Below are 16,490 nucleotides of genomic sequence, written 5' to 3' on the forward strand. Positions count from 1 at the left end.
TTGTAAACGGACGTAAACAGCGCTTGTGCGCAACCTGTAACAGGGTTACTTTAAGGACAACCATGAACGTCCTATCCCCCGCTGCCACCAAAGCCGATCTGCAGGGCCTGATCGATGCCATCGCCCAGGCCAGTGCCGACGACAGCATGACCAACCCGCTCACGCCGGCGCAGTGGGACATCGTCGCCTCCTACCTGCTGCCCTGCATCCTGCCCACGGGGCATGTGCTGTTCACCCAGGGCACGACCGACCGCACCCTGTATTTCGTGGAAAGTGGCAGCCTGAGCGTGCACTTCCAGGACGAGAAGGAGCGCTTGCGCCTGGCCATCGTGGGCCCGGGCTCGGTGCTCGGCGAGGGGGCGTTCTTTTCGCACCGGGCGCGCAGCGCCACGGTGCAGGCCACCGGGCCTTGCAAGCTGTGGAGCCTGACGGCCATCCGTTTCACCGAGTTGACCAACCGGCAGCCCGCGATTGCCCTGGGTCTGGCCATGGCGGCTGGTTCGGTACTGGCCAAGCGCCTGGGCAATCGCCGCCGGCGCGTTGCGGCGACCTGACACCCCTGTCAGCCGGCAGCCCTTTCGGGACCGGTGGCTTCGTTGGCGGTGCAGGGCTCGCGGTACACTTGAATCGGACAACCCACTGCAGGCGCACCCCGAGGAAAGCAAGCCATGTCACTGTTCAGCTGGTTCAGCCGCAAACCGGCACCGCCCAAGCCGCGGCCCAATGCGGGCTCGGAGCCTTCGGGCCTGCTCAACGCCGACGCCACGGTGCCGCTGTCTGCCGGCCGCCAGGGCAAGCCCCTGCTCGATGCCGTGCCGCCCGAGCACGCCGCCAACCGCAAGAACGAGCGCATGGAGCGCCGCGAGCTGCTCTACACCGTGGTGCGCGATGCCATGGTGCGTGCCGGCGTGCTGTCGGCCAGCTACAAGTTCAAGGTGCTCTCGCTGGACCAGCGGGGCCGCCAGTTCCTGGTGATGATGGACTTGGCGCGCGAGTACGGTGGCGAGACCGTGCGCCTGTCCGAGATCGAGGCGCTGATCGCCCAGACCGCCAAGACGCGCTACGACATCCTGGTGACCGCCGTGTACTGGCGCATCAATGACCATGTGGCGGTGGGCATTCCGCAAAAGGGCATTGCCCCGCTGGGTGCCGCCCTGCCCGTGGGCACGCAGGCTCCGGCTGCGGCCGCCGCCGTGCGCCGCCCGCTGCCACCGGTATCGGCCCCTGCCCCGCTGTCGGCCACGCCATCCGCCCCCCTTTCGCGCCCTGCTCCGCTGCGCGCAGCCGCTCCCGTGGCCACCTCCCCGGCCCCGCTGACGGGCACGGCCGCACCGCGCTCGCCCACGCCAGTGGACTACGAAGCCACCCGCCCGGTGCCGCGCTTCGAGCCCATCGAGGCCGACGAAGTGGCCGCCTTCAAGCGCGCCCTGGCCGACGCTGCGGGCACCAACCCTGCGCCTGTCACCCCGGCACGCCCCGGCGGTGCCCCGGTGCGCTCGGGCCCCATCCGCCCCCGGCCGCCCAATGCGACGGGCTTCGAGGACACGGAAATGCCCGGCGCCGAAGAGCGCGGCCCGGACCTGAGCAGCACGCAGTACGGTGAGCTGCGCTGAGGATCTTTTGCACAGCGGAAAAACAAAGGCGGCCTTCGAGGCCGCCTTTTTCATTTGCGAGGATGGATCGCTCAGGCTTTGACGTCGAGCAGCGAGCCCATCATCTGGTCCTGGGTCTTCACCACCTGCAGGTTGGCCTTGAAGGCGTAGGTGGCCGAGATCTGCTCGACGGCTTCCTTCTCCAGAGCCACGCCCTCCTCCTGGCTGCGGCGCACGGAACCGGTCACACCGGCACCGCCGGGTGTGGCTTCCTGCTCGACCACCTGGCGCTGGTAGCGCGGGGTGTTCATGTTGGCCACGTTGTTGGCCGAGGCATCCAGGCGCAACTGGGCGGCCTGCATGCCGGAAGCGCCGATCGAGGAAATGGAGGCCATGGTGGAGTGCTCGCGGTGGCGAAGGATGGCCAGATTATCCCGCGCTACCGGATTTCACGCGAGACCACCCATCCTGCCGGAATGGTCACTGGCCCCAGAAGCGGTCCTCTTGCGCCGGGTCGCTGGAGAAAAGAAAGACCTCGGCAATCTTGCCATCCGCGATGCGCAGCAGGTCCACGCCGGCCTGGTCCAGGCGGGCGCCCTCGCGCTCGCCGCCAAAGCGGATGCTGACGGCGACCCAGTCGCCGTTCTCCATGTAGTGGCTGGCCTCGGTGATGGCAAAGCTCCCCTGGGACACTTCCATCATGCCCCCGATCATCGCCCCCACGGCGGCCAGTCCCCGGTGCGTGCCCGAGAAACGGTTGGCGCCGGGCTGGTGCCAGACGACGGAGGGCGACACGGTGGCGGCCAGCAGGGCCTGGTCGCCGGTCTGGGCGGCTCGGATGTAGTCTTTGGCGATATCGATGGCGGACATGGGGCTCTTTGCAGGTGTTGAAGATAGGCAATTATTGGACTGGGGGTGCGGGAAAGCACGGCATCCCCAAGCCAAAGAAAGACACTTATCGGACAAAATGCGAGCAGCACCGCAACCCAGGGAAAGTGATGGCCCCGAAGAAAACATGGAGCGCCGCCGACATCGAACGCTTCGACTACCGCCCGCCCGGGGCCTACGGGCTGGACCTGGAGATCTTCCCGATGTCCGACCTGCGCCAGCGCGGCCCCGAGGGCGAGGTCCTGCGCACCCACCGCTACGCCTTCCACATGCTGGTGCTGGTCACCCGGGGACATTGCACCCAGGTGATCGACTTCGAGCCCGTGCCCTGCGCCCCCGGATCGCTGCTGGCCATCCGGCCCGGCCAGGCCCACCACTTCGGGCTGGCAGAGGATTGGGACGGGTGGGTCATGCTGCTGCGCCCGGAATTCCTGCTCGCGGCTGGTGCTGCGCCGGCCAGCGACCTGCGCCTGGTGGTCGGGCTGGAGCGGTTTCCCGTGCACCTGGCCCTGGGCGATGGGGAGGCCCGCACGGTGGCGGATGCCATCGTGCAGATGCGCGCGGACGCGGCGGCCGATGCGCCGGCGCAGGACCTGCACGCGCTGCTGCGCTACCAGCTGTATGCCCTGCTCGCGCGGCTGGCCATCGCCCACGGCCAGAGTGCCGCCCGGGAGCCCGCGAACGACCGCGCGATGCAGCGCTTCGAGCGCTTTCGGCAATTGCTGGAGCAGCGCTTTGCCCAGTGGCACCAGGTCGCGGACTACGCCGGCCCGCTGGGGTGCACGCAAAAGAGCCTGGCGCGCGCCACCAGCGCTGCGGCCGGCACCAGCGCCAAGGCCTTCATCGCCGCGCGCATCTGCCTGGAGGCCAAGCGCCTGCTGCTGCACACCGGCGTGCCCGTGGCGCACATCGCCGAGCGCCTGGGCTTCGACGAGGCGACCCATTTCAGCAAGTTCTTCCGGCGGGAGGCGGGTTGTACCCCGGCGGAGTTTCGCCGGCAGCAATTGCCTGCGCTCGGCGGTTGAGCTGTCAGCCCACCCCGTGGGCCTGCGCCAGGCACTGCTGGAAGGCCTGGGCCGCGCGCGAGGGCTCGGGCGAGCGCCGCAGCAGGCCCACGAACTGGCAGCTATAGCGCAGCAGCGTGGGCTGCACGGCCTGCATCAGGCCGCGCCGCTCGTAGACCTCGGCATAGTGGTCGGGCAGAAAACCGAGGTAGCGGCCCGAGAGGATGAGCGTGGCGATCGACTCCTGGTCGAAGCCCGTGGCGGTGCGCGACAGGCGCGCCTGGTGGCTCAGCTCCATGTTGGGCGAGTGGTAGCCCAGGCCGGCGAAGGGCTGGTGGCGCAGCGCCTCCCAGTCGAGCGAGGGATCATGCACCCCGAACAGCGGGTGGCCCGCACCGCAGTACAGCAGCATGGTCTCGGTGAACAGGTCCGTGTACAGCAGGCTCTGCGAGGCGCGGTGCGCCGGGATAATGCCGACCTGGTAGGTGCCGTCGATCACCCCGCGCTCGATGGCGTTGATGGTGCCCACGTGCATCTGCAGATGCACATCGGGCGCCTGCCCGGCAAAGGCGGCGATGGCCTGGCCGATGCGCGCGGCGGGGTTGGTGGCGGTCTTGTCGAACACGGCCACCGCGAGCTGCCCGCCCATGCGCGCATGGATGTCGTCCACCGCATTGCGAAAGCCCTGCACCGAGGCCAGCAGGCGCAGGGTTTCGTCGTAGACGCGCTGGCCCTCGGGCGTGAGGGCGAAGCCCGCCCGGCCGCGCCGGCACAGGGTCAGGCCCAGGCGGGTCTCCAGGTCCTTGACGTGGCGGCTCACGGTGCTGGTGCCGATGTTCAGCTCCAGCTCGGCGGCCGACATGCCCCCGCATTCGGCCACGGCCTTGAACACCTGCAAGAGGCGCAGGTCCATGTCGCTGAGCTGGCCGAGCACGGCGCGGTTTTTGGTGGTGGTCATCGGGAAGGGTCTTTACTTGCATAAATCCGCAAGTAAACATTGATATTGCTCTCTTTGCGAGATTAACACCGGGGACAACAATCCGCACCGAGACCTGCTTTTTTGCCCGGCCTGCTCCCGCTTTGGCGGCCGTTTTTTGCACTGGAGATTCCCATGAGCTTCGTCAACATCGAAAAACCCGCTTCCGACGCTGGCGGTGACCGCCTGGACGCCGCCTGGCTCGACGCGCACTGGATGCCGTACACCGCCAACCGCCAGTTCAAGGCGGCTCCGCGCATGATCGTGGAAGGCAGCGGCGCCTACTACACCGATTCGGACGGCCGCAAGATCTTCGACGGCCTGTCGGGCCTGTGGTGCACGGGCCTGGGCCATGGGCGCCGCGAGATCGCCGATGCCATTGGCAAGCAGGCCATGAAGCTCGACTACGCGCCGGCCTTCCAGTTCGGCCACCCGCTCTCGTTCGAGCTGGCCAACCGCATCAAGGCCATCACGCCCGACGGCCTCGATTACGTGTTCTTCACCGGCTCGGGCTCGGAAGCGGCCGACACCTCGCTGAAGATGGCGCGCGCCTACTGGCGTGCCAAGGGCCAGGCCAGCAAGACGCGCCTGATCGGCCGCGAAAAGGGCTACCACGGCGTGAACTTCGGCGGCATCTCGGTGGGCGGCATCGCGGCCAACCGCAAGCTCTTCGGCCAGGGCGTCGAAGCCGACCACCTGCCCCACACCCAGCCGGTCGCCGGCTCCTTCCACAAGGGCATGCCGCCCACCGGCAAGGAACTGGCCGACCGCCTGCTGGACGTGATCGCGCTGCACGACGCCTCGAACATCGCGGCCGTGATCGTCGAGCCCTTCTCGGGCTCGGCCGGCGTGGTGATCCCGCCCGTGGGCTACCTGCAGCGCCTGCGCGAGATCTGCACGCAGAACAACATCCTGCTGATTTTTGACGAAGTCATCACCGCCTTCGGCCGCTCGGGTGCCTGGACCGGCGCCGAGGCCTTCGGCGTGACGCCCGACATCCTGAACTTCGCCAAGCAGGTGACCAACGGCGCCCAGCCCCTGGGCGGCGTGGTGGCCAGCAAGGACATCTACGACACCTTCATGGCGGCGGGCGGCCCCGAGTACATGCTCGAGTTCCCGCACGGCTACACCTACTCGGCCCACCCCGTGGCCTGCGCCGCCGGCATCGCCGCGCTGGACCTGCTGCAGAGCGAAGACGCCATCGGCCGCGTGAACGCGCTGAGCCCGCACTTCGAGCAGGCCGTGCACAGCCTCAAGGGCAGCAAGCATGTGCTCGACATCCGCAACTACGGCCTGGCCGCGGGCATCACCATCGCCCCGCTGCCCGGCGAGCCGGCACGCCGCCCCTACGAGATCGCGATGAACTGCTGGAAGAAGGGCTTTTACGTGCGCTACGGTGGCGACACCATCCAGCTGGCACCGCCCTTCATCAGCGAGAAGGCCGAGATCGACCGCCTCGTCAATGCCCTGGGCGACGCACTCGCGGAAACCGCCTGAGATCCATTTTTTAGCCATTCCTTTGCCATGAACCACGACAAGAGCGTCACCACCACCATCGGCCACCTGATCGACGGCCAGATCGTTGCCGACACCGAGCGCACGCAGCCGGTCTTCAACCCCGCCACGGGCCAGTCCACCACCAATGTCGCGCTGGCCAGCAAGGCCACGGTGGAGCGCGCCATCGCCTCGGCCGAGGCGGCCTTCCCGGCCTGGCGCAACACGCCGCCGCTCAAGCGCGCCCGCGTGATGGGCAAGCTCAAGGTGCTGCTCGAAGAGAACGCCGACAAGATCGCCGCCATGATCACGGCCGAGCACGGCAAGGTGCTCAGCGACGCACACGGCGAGCTGCAGCGCGGCATCGAGAACGTGGAGTACGCCAGCTACGCGCCCGAGCTGCTCAAGGGCGAGCACAGCCGCAATGTCGGCCCCGGCATCGACTCGTGGAGCGAGTTCCAGGCGCTGGGTGTGGCGGCGGGCATCACGCCCTTCAACTTTCCGGCCATGGTGCCGCTGTGGATGTGGCCCATGGCCGTGGCCTGCGGCAACACCTTCGTGCTCAAGCCCTCCGAGCGTGACCCGAGCAGCACGCTGTTTATCGCCCAGCTGGCGCTGGAAGCCGGCCTGCCGCCGGGCGTGCTCAACGTCGTCAACGGTGACAAGCTGGCCGTGGACACGCTGCTGCAGGACGCGCGCATCAAGGCCGTGAGCTTTGTCGGCTCCACCCCCATCGCCGAGTACATCTATGCCGAAGGCTGCAAGAACGGCAAGCGCGTGCAGGCCCTGGGCGGCGCCAAGAACCACGCCATCGTGATGCCCGACGCCGACATCGGCAACGCCGTAAGCGCCCTCATGGGCGCCGCCTACGGCAGCTGCGGCGAGCGCTGCATGGCCATCCCCCTGGTGGTGGCCGTGGGCGACGAGGCCGGTGATGCGGTGGTGGCGGGCCTCAAGACCGAGATCGCCAAGATGAAGGTCGGCCCCGGCACCGACAACGGCAACGACATGGGCCCGCTGGTGACCAAGCCCCACTTCGAGAAGGTCAAGGCCTATGTCGACAGCGGCGTGGCCGAAGGCGCCACGCTGGTGGTCGACGGCCGCAGCGTGACCGTGCCCGGCCATGAGGAAGGCTACTTCCTGGGAGCCTGCCTGTTCGACAACGTCAAGCCCGGCATGAAGATCTACCAGGAGGAGATCTTCGGCCCCGTGCTCGGCGTGGTGCGCGTGAAGACGCTGCAGGAAGCCATGAAGCTCATCGACGAGCACGAGTACGGCAACGGCACCTGCATCTTCACGCGCGACGGCGAGGCTGCGCGCTACTTCACCGACCACATCCAGGTCGGCATGGTGGGCGTGAACGTGCCCCTGCCCGTGCCCGTGGCCTACCACTCGTTCGGCGGCTGGAAGCGCAGCCTGTTCGGCGACCTGCACGCCTACGGCCCCGATGCCGTGCGCTTTTACACCAAGCGCAAGACCATCACCCAGCGCTGGCCTTCGGCCGGCGTGCGCGAAGGCGCGGTGTTCAGCTTCCCGAGCAGCCGCTGATTCGACGGCGTCCCACAAGACAAACGGCCCTGCGGGGCCGTTTTTTCATGGGGGTGTGGTTTAGCAGGCGGCGCGGCAGCGCTTGCCGTCGGTCCAGGTCGCGCCTTCGAGCTGGGCCGCGTCCAGGTCTACGTTGACCATCTTCGCGCCCGAAAGATTGGCGCCGCGCAGGTCGGCCTGCTCCAGGCTCACGTTGACCAACTCGGCGCCGCGCAGGTCGGCGCCCGAGAGATTGGCGCGCGACAGGTCCACATTGGTGAACTTGCGGCCGGCCAGCTGGGCGCCCGCGAAGTTGCGGCCCGAGAGGTCGCTGTTCACGTAGTCCTGGTTCTTGCCGCCTTTGCCGACGGGAGCGGGCTTGGCATTGGCGGAGTTGGTCACCGTGGTCGACGTGCCCTGCACCACCACGCGACCGCTGCCGCCGCCGATGGTGGTCTCCACGCGGGCGTTGCCATCGGTGGCGGTGATGATTTGCTGGCCGTTGACGACCACCGAGGCGTTGTTGTCCCCGGCGATCACCGTTCCGGAGCCATTGGAGGCGAGGTTGCGCTGGGCATGGGCCAGGGGCAGGCAGGCGGTGACGGCCGTGAGGGCGATCAGGGTGCTGGCAAGGGGGTGCTTCTTCATCTCTGGATTTCCTTGGTCATTCGTCAATCGGTAGGCCCTCGGCCGGAGCGCGGGCTGGACTGTAAGGGGGGACGGCGGGCTCGTCGGTAACAGGCGGTGTCCAACGTAAGCTGGTGAGATTCCACAGCGCGTCCTCGCTGCGCCGGGGACGGTCGGACAGCATGTCCCGGCCCTCCTTGCCGGCGTCCGTGCGGGCATTGATGCGCGTGGCCAGCTCCTCCATCCAGGCCGCATCCACGCCGCGCGCCGAGTTGTCGCGTGAAGAGCGGCTGAAGGCCAGTGCCAGGAATTCGCGGGCGCTGCGCGAGCCGCCGTCGGCTGCGCGTCGGTACAGCTGGATGGCTTGGGCGAAATCACGCTGCACGCCGCCCCTGCCTTGGTGGTACAGCTGGGCCAGCTGCAGCGTGGCATCGGCGTTGCCGTCGTCCGACAGGGTGCGCAGCCGGGCCAGCGTGGCCGAATCGCTGGAGCGGTTCTGGCGCTCCAGGCGCAGGTAGTTGGCGCGGGCCGCGCCGTAGCCCTGGGCCGCCGCGAGCACGTACATCTCGCGTGCCCGCTCCGGGCTGCCGTCGAGCTCCCAGGCCACGGCCAGGTCGTTCATGGCCAGAGGGTCGCCGTCCTGGGCGGCCTGCTCCAGCAGGCGGCGCGCATCGCGCAGCTTGCGCGGGCCGGTGATCTGGCCTTCAAGCAGCGACTCGATGTAGGTGGCGCGCACCAGGCCTGCAGCGCGGGCCTTGTGCAGCCACTCGCGGGCCACCGACAGGTCGCGCTGGCCGCCGGCATTGTCCACGCCCAGCAGGTAGCCGTAGCCGGCCATGCCGCGCACGTCGCCGGCATCGGCGGCGCGGCCCCACCAGCGCCGTGCGGTAGCCGCAGCCTGGGGCAGGCCAGGGTTGGCGTGGTAGTACATGCCCACCTGCACCATGGCATCGGCATCGCCGGCGTTGGCCGCCTCGATCAGGCTGTTGAGCACCTGCTCGGTATTGGCCGAAGGCAGGCGCAGCGAGCCGCCCGGCGTCGGGGGCGTGCGGCTTGCGTCGCCCTGGGCGGCCGAAACCGGCTGCGAGGGCAGCTGGATCACGGCCTGCGCGGCGCCGGCGGCTGTCGCGCAGCAGGCGGCCAGGGACCAGCGCAGGGCCGTTCGGCGGGCCCGGTCTGCGGGCGCGCCATGGGGTTGCCGTGGTGCGGTGTTCATTTGCGTGGCCGGTTGGCGGTGTTGCCGCGGATGGGCTCTGCGACCGGGGTCTGCACGTTCCAGTCGAGCGAGGTGCTCATCACGCCGACGCCGGCCTGCTCGAATGCACCCTGCACCTGGGCCAGGCTGGTCACGCTCTTGATAGGCTCCAGGTTGGCACGGGTCAGGGCCACCGGCACCTGGCCCTTGAGCGGCTGGGCCGTCATGGCGCAGAACATGTTCTCGGTGCCGCCGCGCGCCGTCTCGATCAGGAAGGAGTTGGGTTTGCTGATGTCGGGGATCAGCACGCTGGTGCGGCCCTGCACCGTGGCTGACGGCTGCATCGGGTTGGGGTAGACTTGGCTGATGGAGCCGCCCGCGTCCTGGTAGTAGCAATAGAGGTAGCCAGTGCGCGGCGGCACCACCCGCACCACGATGGATTCGCCGACCTTGAGGTCGCGGTCCTTGCGGCCGACCATGGTCAGCGCGATGCTGCGCGGGTCGGGCTCGTTGGCCGGCAGGCCGCTGGGGCGCACCACCAGCTTGTCGTCTGCGTACTCGGGCCGGCGCAGCTTGCCTTCGGCCGACATGCCCACGAAGCTGCGCATCAGCCGGGTGTAGGTCTCGAAGTTGACCACGCCCACGGGGGTGAGGTCCTGCGACGCCTGGTACTGGGTGACGGCCTTGCGGAAGGCCGCAGAGTCCGTGCCGTCGGCCGTGCCGTTCCAGATGCCATGGGTCTGCAGCACGCGCTGCGCCAGGGTCCAGCGCTCGGCCACGCTGGCCTCGTCGAACCAGGCGCGCATCTGGCGCAGGAACTCGGGGTGGTTCTGCTCGTAGTCAATGCAGTCCCAGTAGGGCACCTTGGCCCACTTGCCCACCAGCTCGATGGCGGCCAGGTCCACCAGCAGACGGATGGCGGCGCCGGCGCCCTGGTTGTTGTCGGCCGCCACCTCGTACTGCACGCCCACGCGGTAGATGTGCCGGGGCAGGCCGGTGGCCTTGGCGCCGATCTCCACCGCCTTGCCGCCGGTGGCCACGATGAGTTCGTTGGCCGATTCGATGCCCGAGTACAGCGTGCGCGTGTTCATGTCACCGAGGTGCAGGTCCAGGCCCACCGCGCTGCCCAGCACGTCCCAGCTGTAGCCGGTGTCGGTAGCGGCGGTGGAGATGCCCAGGCTCTGGCGCTTGGAGACCACGGTCTTGTCGCCGAAGCTGATGGCGCCCGAGATGTAGATCTGCGGCTTGCGCAGCTCCATTTGGTTGTTGTTGAGCAGCAGGCTGGTGAGGGTCTGCACCGTGTCCTGGCGCAGCGCGTCCACCTCGTAGTCGACCACGCGAAAGGCCTGGCTGGTGCGCGACATGCGCGACAGGGCGGTGATCAGCATCTCCTTGGTGCCCGTGCTGAACAGGCCCGACGGGTCGGGGATGGACTTCACGGCGATAAGCGTGGTGGGGGTGTTCTCGGCAGCCAGCATGCGGTCCATGCAGGCCAGGCCTTCGCGCAGCACGGAGCCCGATTTGCTCGGCGAGATCAAGGGGGCCTGCTCCACGGTGCCCTGCTCGATGATGTTCACGCGGTCGCTCACGCTGGGCTGGATCGCGCAGCCAGACATCAGGAGCGCCAGGGCTGACAGGGCCAGAAGGTGGCGTGGGCGGCGCGGGTGGTGGGTGCTGTTGTTGTTCTTCATGCTGGAAACCGGTGGTGATGGCGTGGTGGTGGTTACTTGCAGAGATTGATCACGGGGCCTTGCACCACGATGACCTGATCGTTGTTGGAGGTACCGAAACGGTTGCCGATGCCGCTGTCGCCCTCGGACACCTTGGGCGCGCCGATGTTGGTGGCGCAGCTGCTGCCGCTGGGGCCGGTGACGAGCTTGCGGTCCACCGTGGCCAGCGTGTCCTCGGCATCGATGCGGGTGCGCGAGAGCACGTTGGTGACCTTGGTGCGCGAGGCAGGATCGAGCCCGCTGCGCCCTGCCGGGGGCTTCTGGACGGGCGTCTGGGCCAGAACGGATGGCGACGATGCGGCGGCGCAGGCCGAGACCAGGCACAGCGCGGCAAGGCGGTGGGATTTCATGGGTGCTTCTCCTCTTAAGAACCTGTCCAAAGCCCTTTGCCATCGCATTGGTGCGATCGGCCCAAAAGGCTTTGGACAGGTACAGGTTCCCAGGGCGCGCAGCAGCGCTACTGCGCGCCTTGTTCATCTGTCATGGCGGATCGGTCGGTGATCCGCAGAAGGGCTTACTTGCCGTCGTTGGAGGCGAGGTTCTGCTCGGCCTTGGAAGCGCCGAAGGCCATGTTGGCGACGGCGCCGTTCTTCACGGAGACTTCCTGGGTGTTGTTGCCGCCGATCTTGACGTTGCCCTTGTTGGACGCCAGGTTCTGCTTGGCGGTGGAAGCACCGAAGGCCATGTTGGCGACGGCGCCGTTCTGCACGGTCACTTTCTGGTTGTTATTGCCGCCGATTTTCACTTCTGCATGCGCAGCGCCAGCGACGAGGACCAGAGCGGAAATAGCCAGTGCGAAAGTCTTTTGCATAATGAACTCCATTGATGAGGATAAAAGAAAGGCGCCAGATCGATAATGGCTGCCACTGGAAAATCCGGTTGATATTCAATAATCTACCGGAGGTTTTGGTGGGAATCACCTCCCGCCAATATTCACGACACTTTTCACTCCCTTGCCAGCGGCCTGATTGACGACAGGGCCCTGGACCGATATGACCTGGCTGCCCGAGCCGGCACCGGGTCCCGTGCGGGAGGCGATATTCAGCTCGCTGTGGGCGCCGAAGGTCGCGGCATTCAGCACGGCCCCGCGCACCACCACCTGCTGCGAATTGCCGCTGATGACCTGGGCACCCTGGGTGGACGAGATATTCATCACCGCAGTGCCGCCCGTGGCGGCCACGTTCGCGGCGCCGCCGCTCAATTCGACTGTCTGTTGATTGCCAGCGCTGTGGGCAAAGGCGGGGGCCAGTGCCACTGCTGCGATCCAGGGAGAAATCAGATGCATCATTCCAGGTTCCAATTCACTCAATATTCGGCTTGCCGGTAATCGCATTCAGTTCGCTGCATGCTTTGCTCCGGCAGGGTGTTGGCGATTTGTTGGACGAAGATTGGCAAGGAACTTTTTGATCTTTTCATGTCCAAGGGCAGTTTCAAGCCCGTCCGTGACAAATTCATTAAATTCGCGCGGTTTTCGCAGAAGCCCCCCTAACGGCGGGAAAACTCTCGAAATCAGCCTATACGCCCCATTTGCGTTGAAACATATGCAACAAAAGGAAAGAGAAATGCAGAATCTATAAGATCGGAAAAACGCCCGGATACAATTCACAAAATCACATACATATGTGACAACTGCATATCGCCGGTTTCGGAGCGCTTTCGTGAACGGGCTGTTCCCCTGATCTGTCGCGAAAATCTTTGCGTCAACCTTCGTCGGCGATCTGCGGAGGGGGCGCGGCGCTCCGCAGGCCGCTTCGGCGATGGGGGCGCGGCACTGTCCGGCCGACAAGGACAACAGGTCAGCGGGTTGGGATGGCCGGCTCTGCGTGGTGGGCGAAAGCACCCCGACCCTCCTTCGCGGTTCACCGGTCCGGTGGGGGCATGGCGCCTTTGCACGGTCGCATGCATGCATCGCAATCTGGCAATTTCTTCGTTGACCGTACGCACGCCACCGCCCTAGCATCCGGCGCCTCTCACCCGCTTTTTTGAAGGAGCCTTCATGGATGCATTTATGGGCATGATCGTGCCGGTCGCGTTCAACTACGCGCCGCGCGGCTGGATGTTCTGCAATGGCCAGACAGTGCCCATTGCCCAGAATTCCGCGCTGTTTTCGCTGCTGGGGACGATGTATGGCGGCGATGGCCAGACCACCTTTGGCCTGCCGGATCTGCGGGGGAGGGTTCCGGTCGGTTCTCAGGGTGCCGGTCCGGGCATTGCCAACGTGGTCCAGGGAGAAATGGCGGGAAGCAACAATGTCACCGTGCTTGCGACCGGCGCGGCGACGGTGACCTTGGCCACCGCCAATCTGCCTGCCCACACCCACACCGCCAGCATTGATCCTACGGCCATCAAGACCACGTTGGAGGCGTCCACCGGCACCACCGGAACCAGCACTTCCCCGGCCAATGGCTCCTTCCTGAGTGCGTCACCCGGCGGTCCCGGCAGTGCTTCCATCTACTGCCCCACGGTGACCGGGCCGGTCAACCTGGGTGGCGTCAGCACAGCGGCCGCGGCGGGCGCTGTGACCGTGGGTTCTACGGGAAGCGGCCAGCCACTGCAGGCACCCGTGCAGACGAATGCCACCGTGTCCATCATGCAGCCCTACCTGGGTCTCAACTACATCATCTGCGCGCAAGGCATCTTCCCGTCCCGCAACTGAGGACGGTCGGCGCCAGGTCCGGCATTCAGCCCGGGCTGCGCGCCAGCCGCCATTGCTCCAGTTGCTGGTAGCACCGGGTCGCCTCGTCCAGGCGCTCGGGGGTTGGCGGGCTCGGTGCGGCGCGCGCGGGCGCAGGGTCTCCCTGGAACCGGTTGCCCGAATGCTTGGAGTGAAAGCCTGCGCGGGCCTGCAGCGTGGCCAGTTCAGTGGGCGTGCACTCCATCCCCAGGGTGTCCAGCAGCGGGTTCCAAATCACGTCGGGAAGCTGCCCATAGTCCATCAGCAGCAGGTTCGAGGCGGCCGCCATCTCCAGCCCGCAGCGGTACAGGCTTTCGAGCACCCGGACCGCATGGCCGTCCAGGTCTCCGGGCGCCAGTTCCTGGGCGCCAGGCCGCTGCACCAGGGCCGCCAGCCGCGACAGATCGATCAAGCCCGGCACCATCTGCCGGCCGCGCTGTCGGCGGTGGGATGCGAGCACTTCCCCGGGCTCGCGGTACAGGAACACGGTGGGAGTGCCCGGAAAGGCCGCCTGCACGAAGGGAATCCAGGGCAGGTGCCAGCAGTCGAACTTGATGACCAGGTGCCGCTCGGCCGGATGGCGCTTTTGCCCCAGGGCCGCCACCAGCCGCCTCAGCGTGTGCGCGCCGCCGCTGTGCTCCGGGTGCCGGTGGTGCAGCCGGAAGAAGGCGTCGAGGGCCGGGGGCTCCGACATCACGATGCACTGAGGCAAGGTGGCCAGGGCCTGCGTGAGCAGCGTGGAGCCGCAGCGCGAGACGTGGAAGATGAAGGCCGCCGGCGGCACGTTCTCGGGCAGATCTTCCAGCGCGGACAGGGGGGTGGTGCACACCTTGCGGTCCTGCACGGCCTGCCAGGCCAGGCTGTCTTCAAAGAAGGGGGCCGTGAACCGCTGGTCACCTAGAAAGCGCCACCAGACCGAGGCCGGGTCGTGCTGCAGGCTCACCGGGAACCAGCCGTGCAGCGACTGCCGCTCGGCCGGGCCGACCTCACGGCCGCGCAGCAGTGCCTGTTCTGCGAGCATGGGTTTCCTGCAATCGGGTGGCGAGTTGGACACCGGCGGCATGGCCGCTGGCGCGCAGCCCGGCAATCACCTGCAGCACGTTGCCGTCATGGATGTTGGCATCGCCATAGGGCGGGCTTTCGCGCAGGACCCCGCCAGCTGCCTGGAACAGCTGCGTGAGCCACGGATTGGTCACGCAGTCGATCATGAGGTGGATGCGGGCTTGCGGGCTGCGGTTTTCAGCGCCATGCAGGCAGGCGGCGTTGAGGTACCAGGCATGGCCTGCCGAGAAATGGACTTCTTCCCCATCGATGCGAAAGGTGGCCAGCGGGGAGGTCTGCACGGGAATGTGCAGGCGGGTCAGGCCGTCCTCCAGGGCGCCGCCTTCGTCACGGTGCTCGTGGATCACCCCTGCGGCTTCCAGGCCCATCAGGCGCACGGAGGTCTTCTCGCACTGGAAATGGTCGATGGCCTGCCGGAAGTAAGGACAGCGGGCGAGGATGGGGGTGTCCTCGAAGCGGCCGCCATGCACCGGCATGATGTGGTCCGTGCGGCCGTCGACGGAACGCAGCGGGACGCAGCCCCAGCCCTTTTCGTAGGCCGAGGTGTTGAAGTGGCCGATCCAGTCCGCAGGGGCGATGCGCCGCAGATCTTCCTGCAACCGGGCCCGGTCGAAGGCAATGGGCAGCTTCAGGTAGCGGGTGGGCTCCATGGCGGCAGTCATGCGGGCGCCCTCTGCCAGACCATCTGCGCGAGCAGATCGTCCTCGGAGGCGGTGGCGAATCCCCGCTTGCGGTACAGGCTTTGCGCTGCATGGTTGGTATGTGCCACGGCCAGGCACAGCGGCAGCCCCCGTGCCACGGCATGGGCCTGCAAGGCAGCCAGCACGGCGCTTGCGGCGCCGCTGCGGCGGGCTTGTGGGGTGATGGCGATGTCCACCAGGCGCAAGGCCTGCGGGCCCGTGTCCACCACCACCACGCGGCCGATGGGCAGGCCCGAGCGCAGCAGCAGGAGCTGGCGGGCCTGGGGAAACCGGAGGCGGAACCCGGCTTCCTGCGCGGTCTGCTGCATGGCGACCAGCTGCTGCAGCAGCGCGGGGTCCGGCAGGGCCTGCTGCAGGTCTTCGCGGGTGGAGAGGTACAGCGCCTGCAGGAAGGCAGCGTCCGCCTCGGTCCTGTCCCTCAGGGCAAATGGTTCTGGCAATGGATACACAGTGGATCACCGGCGGTACGATGTTTGGTCGGATCGTGGAAACCTGCCCATTCTGGCAAGGGAATGGGCGGTGTCCAAATTTTGAATCACTCTCCTGCGAAGCAACCGATGAATACCACTTTTGAACCTGTCAGCGCCGTGGTGGGCAGCCGCTTCGTCGCGCATACCGAGCATGGCCCGGTGGAACTGGTCCTGACAGAGGCCACGGAGCGCGAACGCGGCCATCTGCCCGAGCAGTTTCGCACCCCATTCTCCCTGCTGTTCCATGGCCCCGACGAGCCCAGGCTGTCGCAGGACACCTACACCCTGGACCATCCGGAGCTGGGGCGCGTGCAGTGGATGCTGGTGCCGGTCATGCCCGATACCAGGGCGCCGAACGTGCCGCGCTATGAGGCGCTGTTTGGCTAGGAGCCAGGGCCATGGCGCGCGGCCTTGTCCCAACGGCGTGCAGGGATTTGGGGTGATCCTGCGCCCGTGGGGGACAGCCGCTTTCCAACCTGGAGCGCAAAGCTGTCTCACCCAACTAAGCAGATTCGCTTACTAGGGTTTTTACCGAACGCGGCCTACAATC

The 16,490-nt window shown here is 67.1% G+C and carries 19 protein-coding genes; 7 read left to right on the top strand and 12 right to left on the bottom strand.

Annotated elements, in window-relative coordinates:
• Window positions 1-62: 62 nt before the first annotated feature.
• Both U5N23_RS00235 and U5N23_RS00240 read left to right on the top strand, forming a co-directional pair.
• Window positions 63-554, top strand: a complete 492-nt coding sequence (locus tag U5N23_RS00235) for a Crp/Fnr family transcriptional regulator (protein WP_145694075.1) — start codon at window positions 63-65, stop codon at window positions 552-554.
• 114 nt (window positions 555-668) lie between these two features.
• Window positions 669-1,613 (top strand): hypothetical protein, encoded by a 945-nt coding sequence (locus U5N23_RS00240; RefSeq protein WP_322590870.1) that lies wholly within the window; start codon window positions 669-671, stop codon window positions 1,611-1,613.
• Between the two features lie 71 nt (window positions 1,614-1,684).
• On the opposite strand, the gene U5N23_RS00245 is transcribed toward U5N23_RS00240, so the two are convergent.
• Complete coding sequence (locus tag U5N23_RS00245; RefSeq protein ID WP_322590871.1) at window positions 1,685-1,987, bottom strand: flagellar basal body rod protein FlgC; 303 nt, start codon at window positions 1,985-1,987, stop codon at window positions 1,685-1,687.
• A gap of 85 nt (window positions 1,988-2,072) precedes the next feature.
• Window positions 2,073-2,462, bottom strand: a complete 390-nt coding sequence (locus U5N23_RS00250; protein ID WP_322590872.1) for a nuclear transport factor 2 family protein — start codon at window positions 2,460-2,462, stop codon at window positions 2,073-2,075.
• Between the two features lie 128 nt (window positions 2,463-2,590).
• Between U5N23_RS00250 and U5N23_RS00255 the strand changes: the two genes are divergently transcribed.
• Entirely contained in the window at window positions 2,591-3,505 is a 915-nt protein-coding gene (locus tag U5N23_RS00255) for an AraC family transcriptional regulator (protein ID WP_322590873.1), read from the top strand.
• A gap of 4 nt (window positions 3,506-3,509) precedes the next feature.
• On the opposite strand, the gene U5N23_RS00260 is transcribed toward U5N23_RS00255, so the two are convergent.
• Window positions 3,510-4,442, bottom strand: a complete 933-nt coding sequence (locus U5N23_RS00260; protein WP_322590874.1) for a LysR family transcriptional regulator — start codon at window positions 4,440-4,442, stop codon at window positions 3,510-3,512.
• Window positions 4,443-4,595: 153 nt separating this feature from the next.
• On the opposite strand from U5N23_RS00260, the gene U5N23_RS00265 reads away from it, so the two are divergent.
• Both U5N23_RS00265 and U5N23_RS00270 read left to right on the top strand, forming a co-directional pair.
• Window positions 4,596-5,957, top strand: coding sequence for an aspartate aminotransferase family protein (locus tag U5N23_RS00265; protein ID WP_057200500.1), 1,362 nt, complete (start codon window positions 4,596-4,598; stop codon window positions 5,955-5,957).
• Between the two features lie 27 nt (window positions 5,958-5,984).
• Window positions 5,985-7,502, top strand: coding sequence for a CoA-acylating methylmalonate-semialdehyde dehydrogenase (locus U5N23_RS00270; protein WP_322590875.1), 1,518 nt, complete (start codon window positions 5,985-5,987; stop codon window positions 7,500-7,502).
• Between the two features lie 60 nt (window positions 7,503-7,562).
• Here the strand turns inward: U5N23_RS00270 and U5N23_RS00275 are convergent, their stop codons facing one another.
• The 6 genes from U5N23_RS00275 to U5N23_RS00300 form a co-directional block, all read right to left on the bottom strand.
• A complete protein-coding gene (locus tag U5N23_RS00275) occupies window positions 7,563-8,129 on the bottom strand; it encodes a pentapeptide repeat-containing protein (RefSeq protein WP_322590876.1) in 567 nt (188 codons plus the stop codon).
• A 16-nt stretch (window positions 8,130-8,145) separates the two neighbouring features.
• Window positions 8,146-9,324, bottom strand: a complete 1,179-nt coding sequence (locus U5N23_RS00280) for a tetratricopeptide repeat protein (RefSeq protein ID WP_322590877.1) — start codon at window positions 9,322-9,324, stop codon at window positions 8,146-8,148.
• Entirely contained in the window at window positions 9,321-10,994 is a 1,674-nt protein-coding gene (locus tag U5N23_RS00285) for a DUF4384 domain-containing protein (protein ID WP_322590878.1), read from the bottom strand. The genes U5N23_RS00280 and U5N23_RS00285 overlap by 4 nt, the downstream gene beginning before the upstream one ends.
• 32 nt (window positions 10,995-11,026) lie before the next feature.
• Window positions 11,027-11,383 carry a hypothetical protein gene (locus U5N23_RS00290; protein ID WP_322590879.1) on the bottom strand — a complete coding sequence of 119 codons (357 nt, stop codon included), beginning with the start codon at window positions 11,381-11,383 and terminating at the stop codon, window positions 11,027-11,029.
• Between the two features lie 164 nt (window positions 11,384-11,547).
• Entirely contained in the window at window positions 11,548-11,844 is a 297-nt protein-coding gene (locus tag U5N23_RS00295) for a hypothetical protein (RefSeq protein WP_221480051.1), read from the bottom strand.
• Window positions 11,845-11,949: 105 nt separating this feature from the next.
• Window positions 11,950-12,321, bottom strand: a complete 372-nt coding sequence (locus U5N23_RS00300; RefSeq protein WP_322590880.1) for a hypothetical protein — start codon at window positions 12,319-12,321, stop codon at window positions 11,950-11,952.
• Window positions 12,322-13,029: 708 nt separating this feature from the next.
• On the opposite strand from U5N23_RS00300, the gene U5N23_RS00305 reads away from it, so the two are divergent.
• On the top strand, window positions 13,030-13,689 hold the full coding sequence (locus U5N23_RS00305) for a phage tail protein (RefSeq protein WP_322590881.1): 660 nt from the start codon (window positions 13,030-13,032) through the stop codon (window positions 13,687-13,689).
• Window positions 13,690-13,714: 25 nt separating this feature from the next.
• Here U5N23_RS00305 and U5N23_RS00310 read toward each other — a convergent pair whose 3' ends face one another.
• Genes U5N23_RS00310 through U5N23_RS00320 form a run of 3 tightly spaced genes read right to left on the bottom strand, consistent with a single transcriptional unit; the run spans window position 13,715 to window position 15,910 of the window.
• On the bottom strand, window positions 13,715-14,728 hold the full coding sequence (locus U5N23_RS00310) for a hypothetical protein (RefSeq protein ID WP_322590882.1): 1,014 nt from the start codon (window positions 14,726-14,728) through the stop codon (window positions 13,715-13,717).
• Window positions 14,694-15,431, bottom strand: coding sequence for an aspartyl/asparaginyl beta-hydroxylase domain-containing protein (locus tag U5N23_RS00315; protein WP_322590883.1), 738 nt, complete (start codon window positions 15,429-15,431; stop codon window positions 14,694-14,696). Before U5N23_RS00315 ends, U5N23_RS00310 begins: the two co-directional genes overlap by 35 nt.
• Window positions 15,428-15,910 (bottom strand): GNAT family N-acetyltransferase, encoded by a 483-nt coding sequence (locus U5N23_RS00320; RefSeq protein ID WP_322590884.1) that lies wholly within the window; start codon window positions 15,908-15,910, stop codon window positions 15,428-15,430. The genes U5N23_RS00315 and U5N23_RS00320 overlap by 4 nt, the downstream gene beginning before the upstream one ends.
• A gap of 117 nt (window positions 15,911-16,027) precedes the next feature.
• Here U5N23_RS00320 and U5N23_RS00325 point away from each other — a divergent pair, with 117 nt between their 5' ends.
• Window positions 16,028-16,327: a DUF6916 family protein gene (locus U5N23_RS00325; protein ID WP_322590885.1), complete on the top strand. Its 300-nt coding sequence runs from the start codon at window positions 16,028-16,030 to the stop codon at window positions 16,325-16,327.
• The last annotated feature ends 163 nt before the right edge of the window (window positions 16,328-16,490 follow it).

Origin of the sequence: Acidovorax sp., from assembly GCF_034519795.1 — a bacterium.
Classification (GTDB): domain Bacteria; phylum Pseudomonadota; class Gammaproteobacteria; order Burkholderiales; family Burkholderiaceae_C; genus Acidovorax.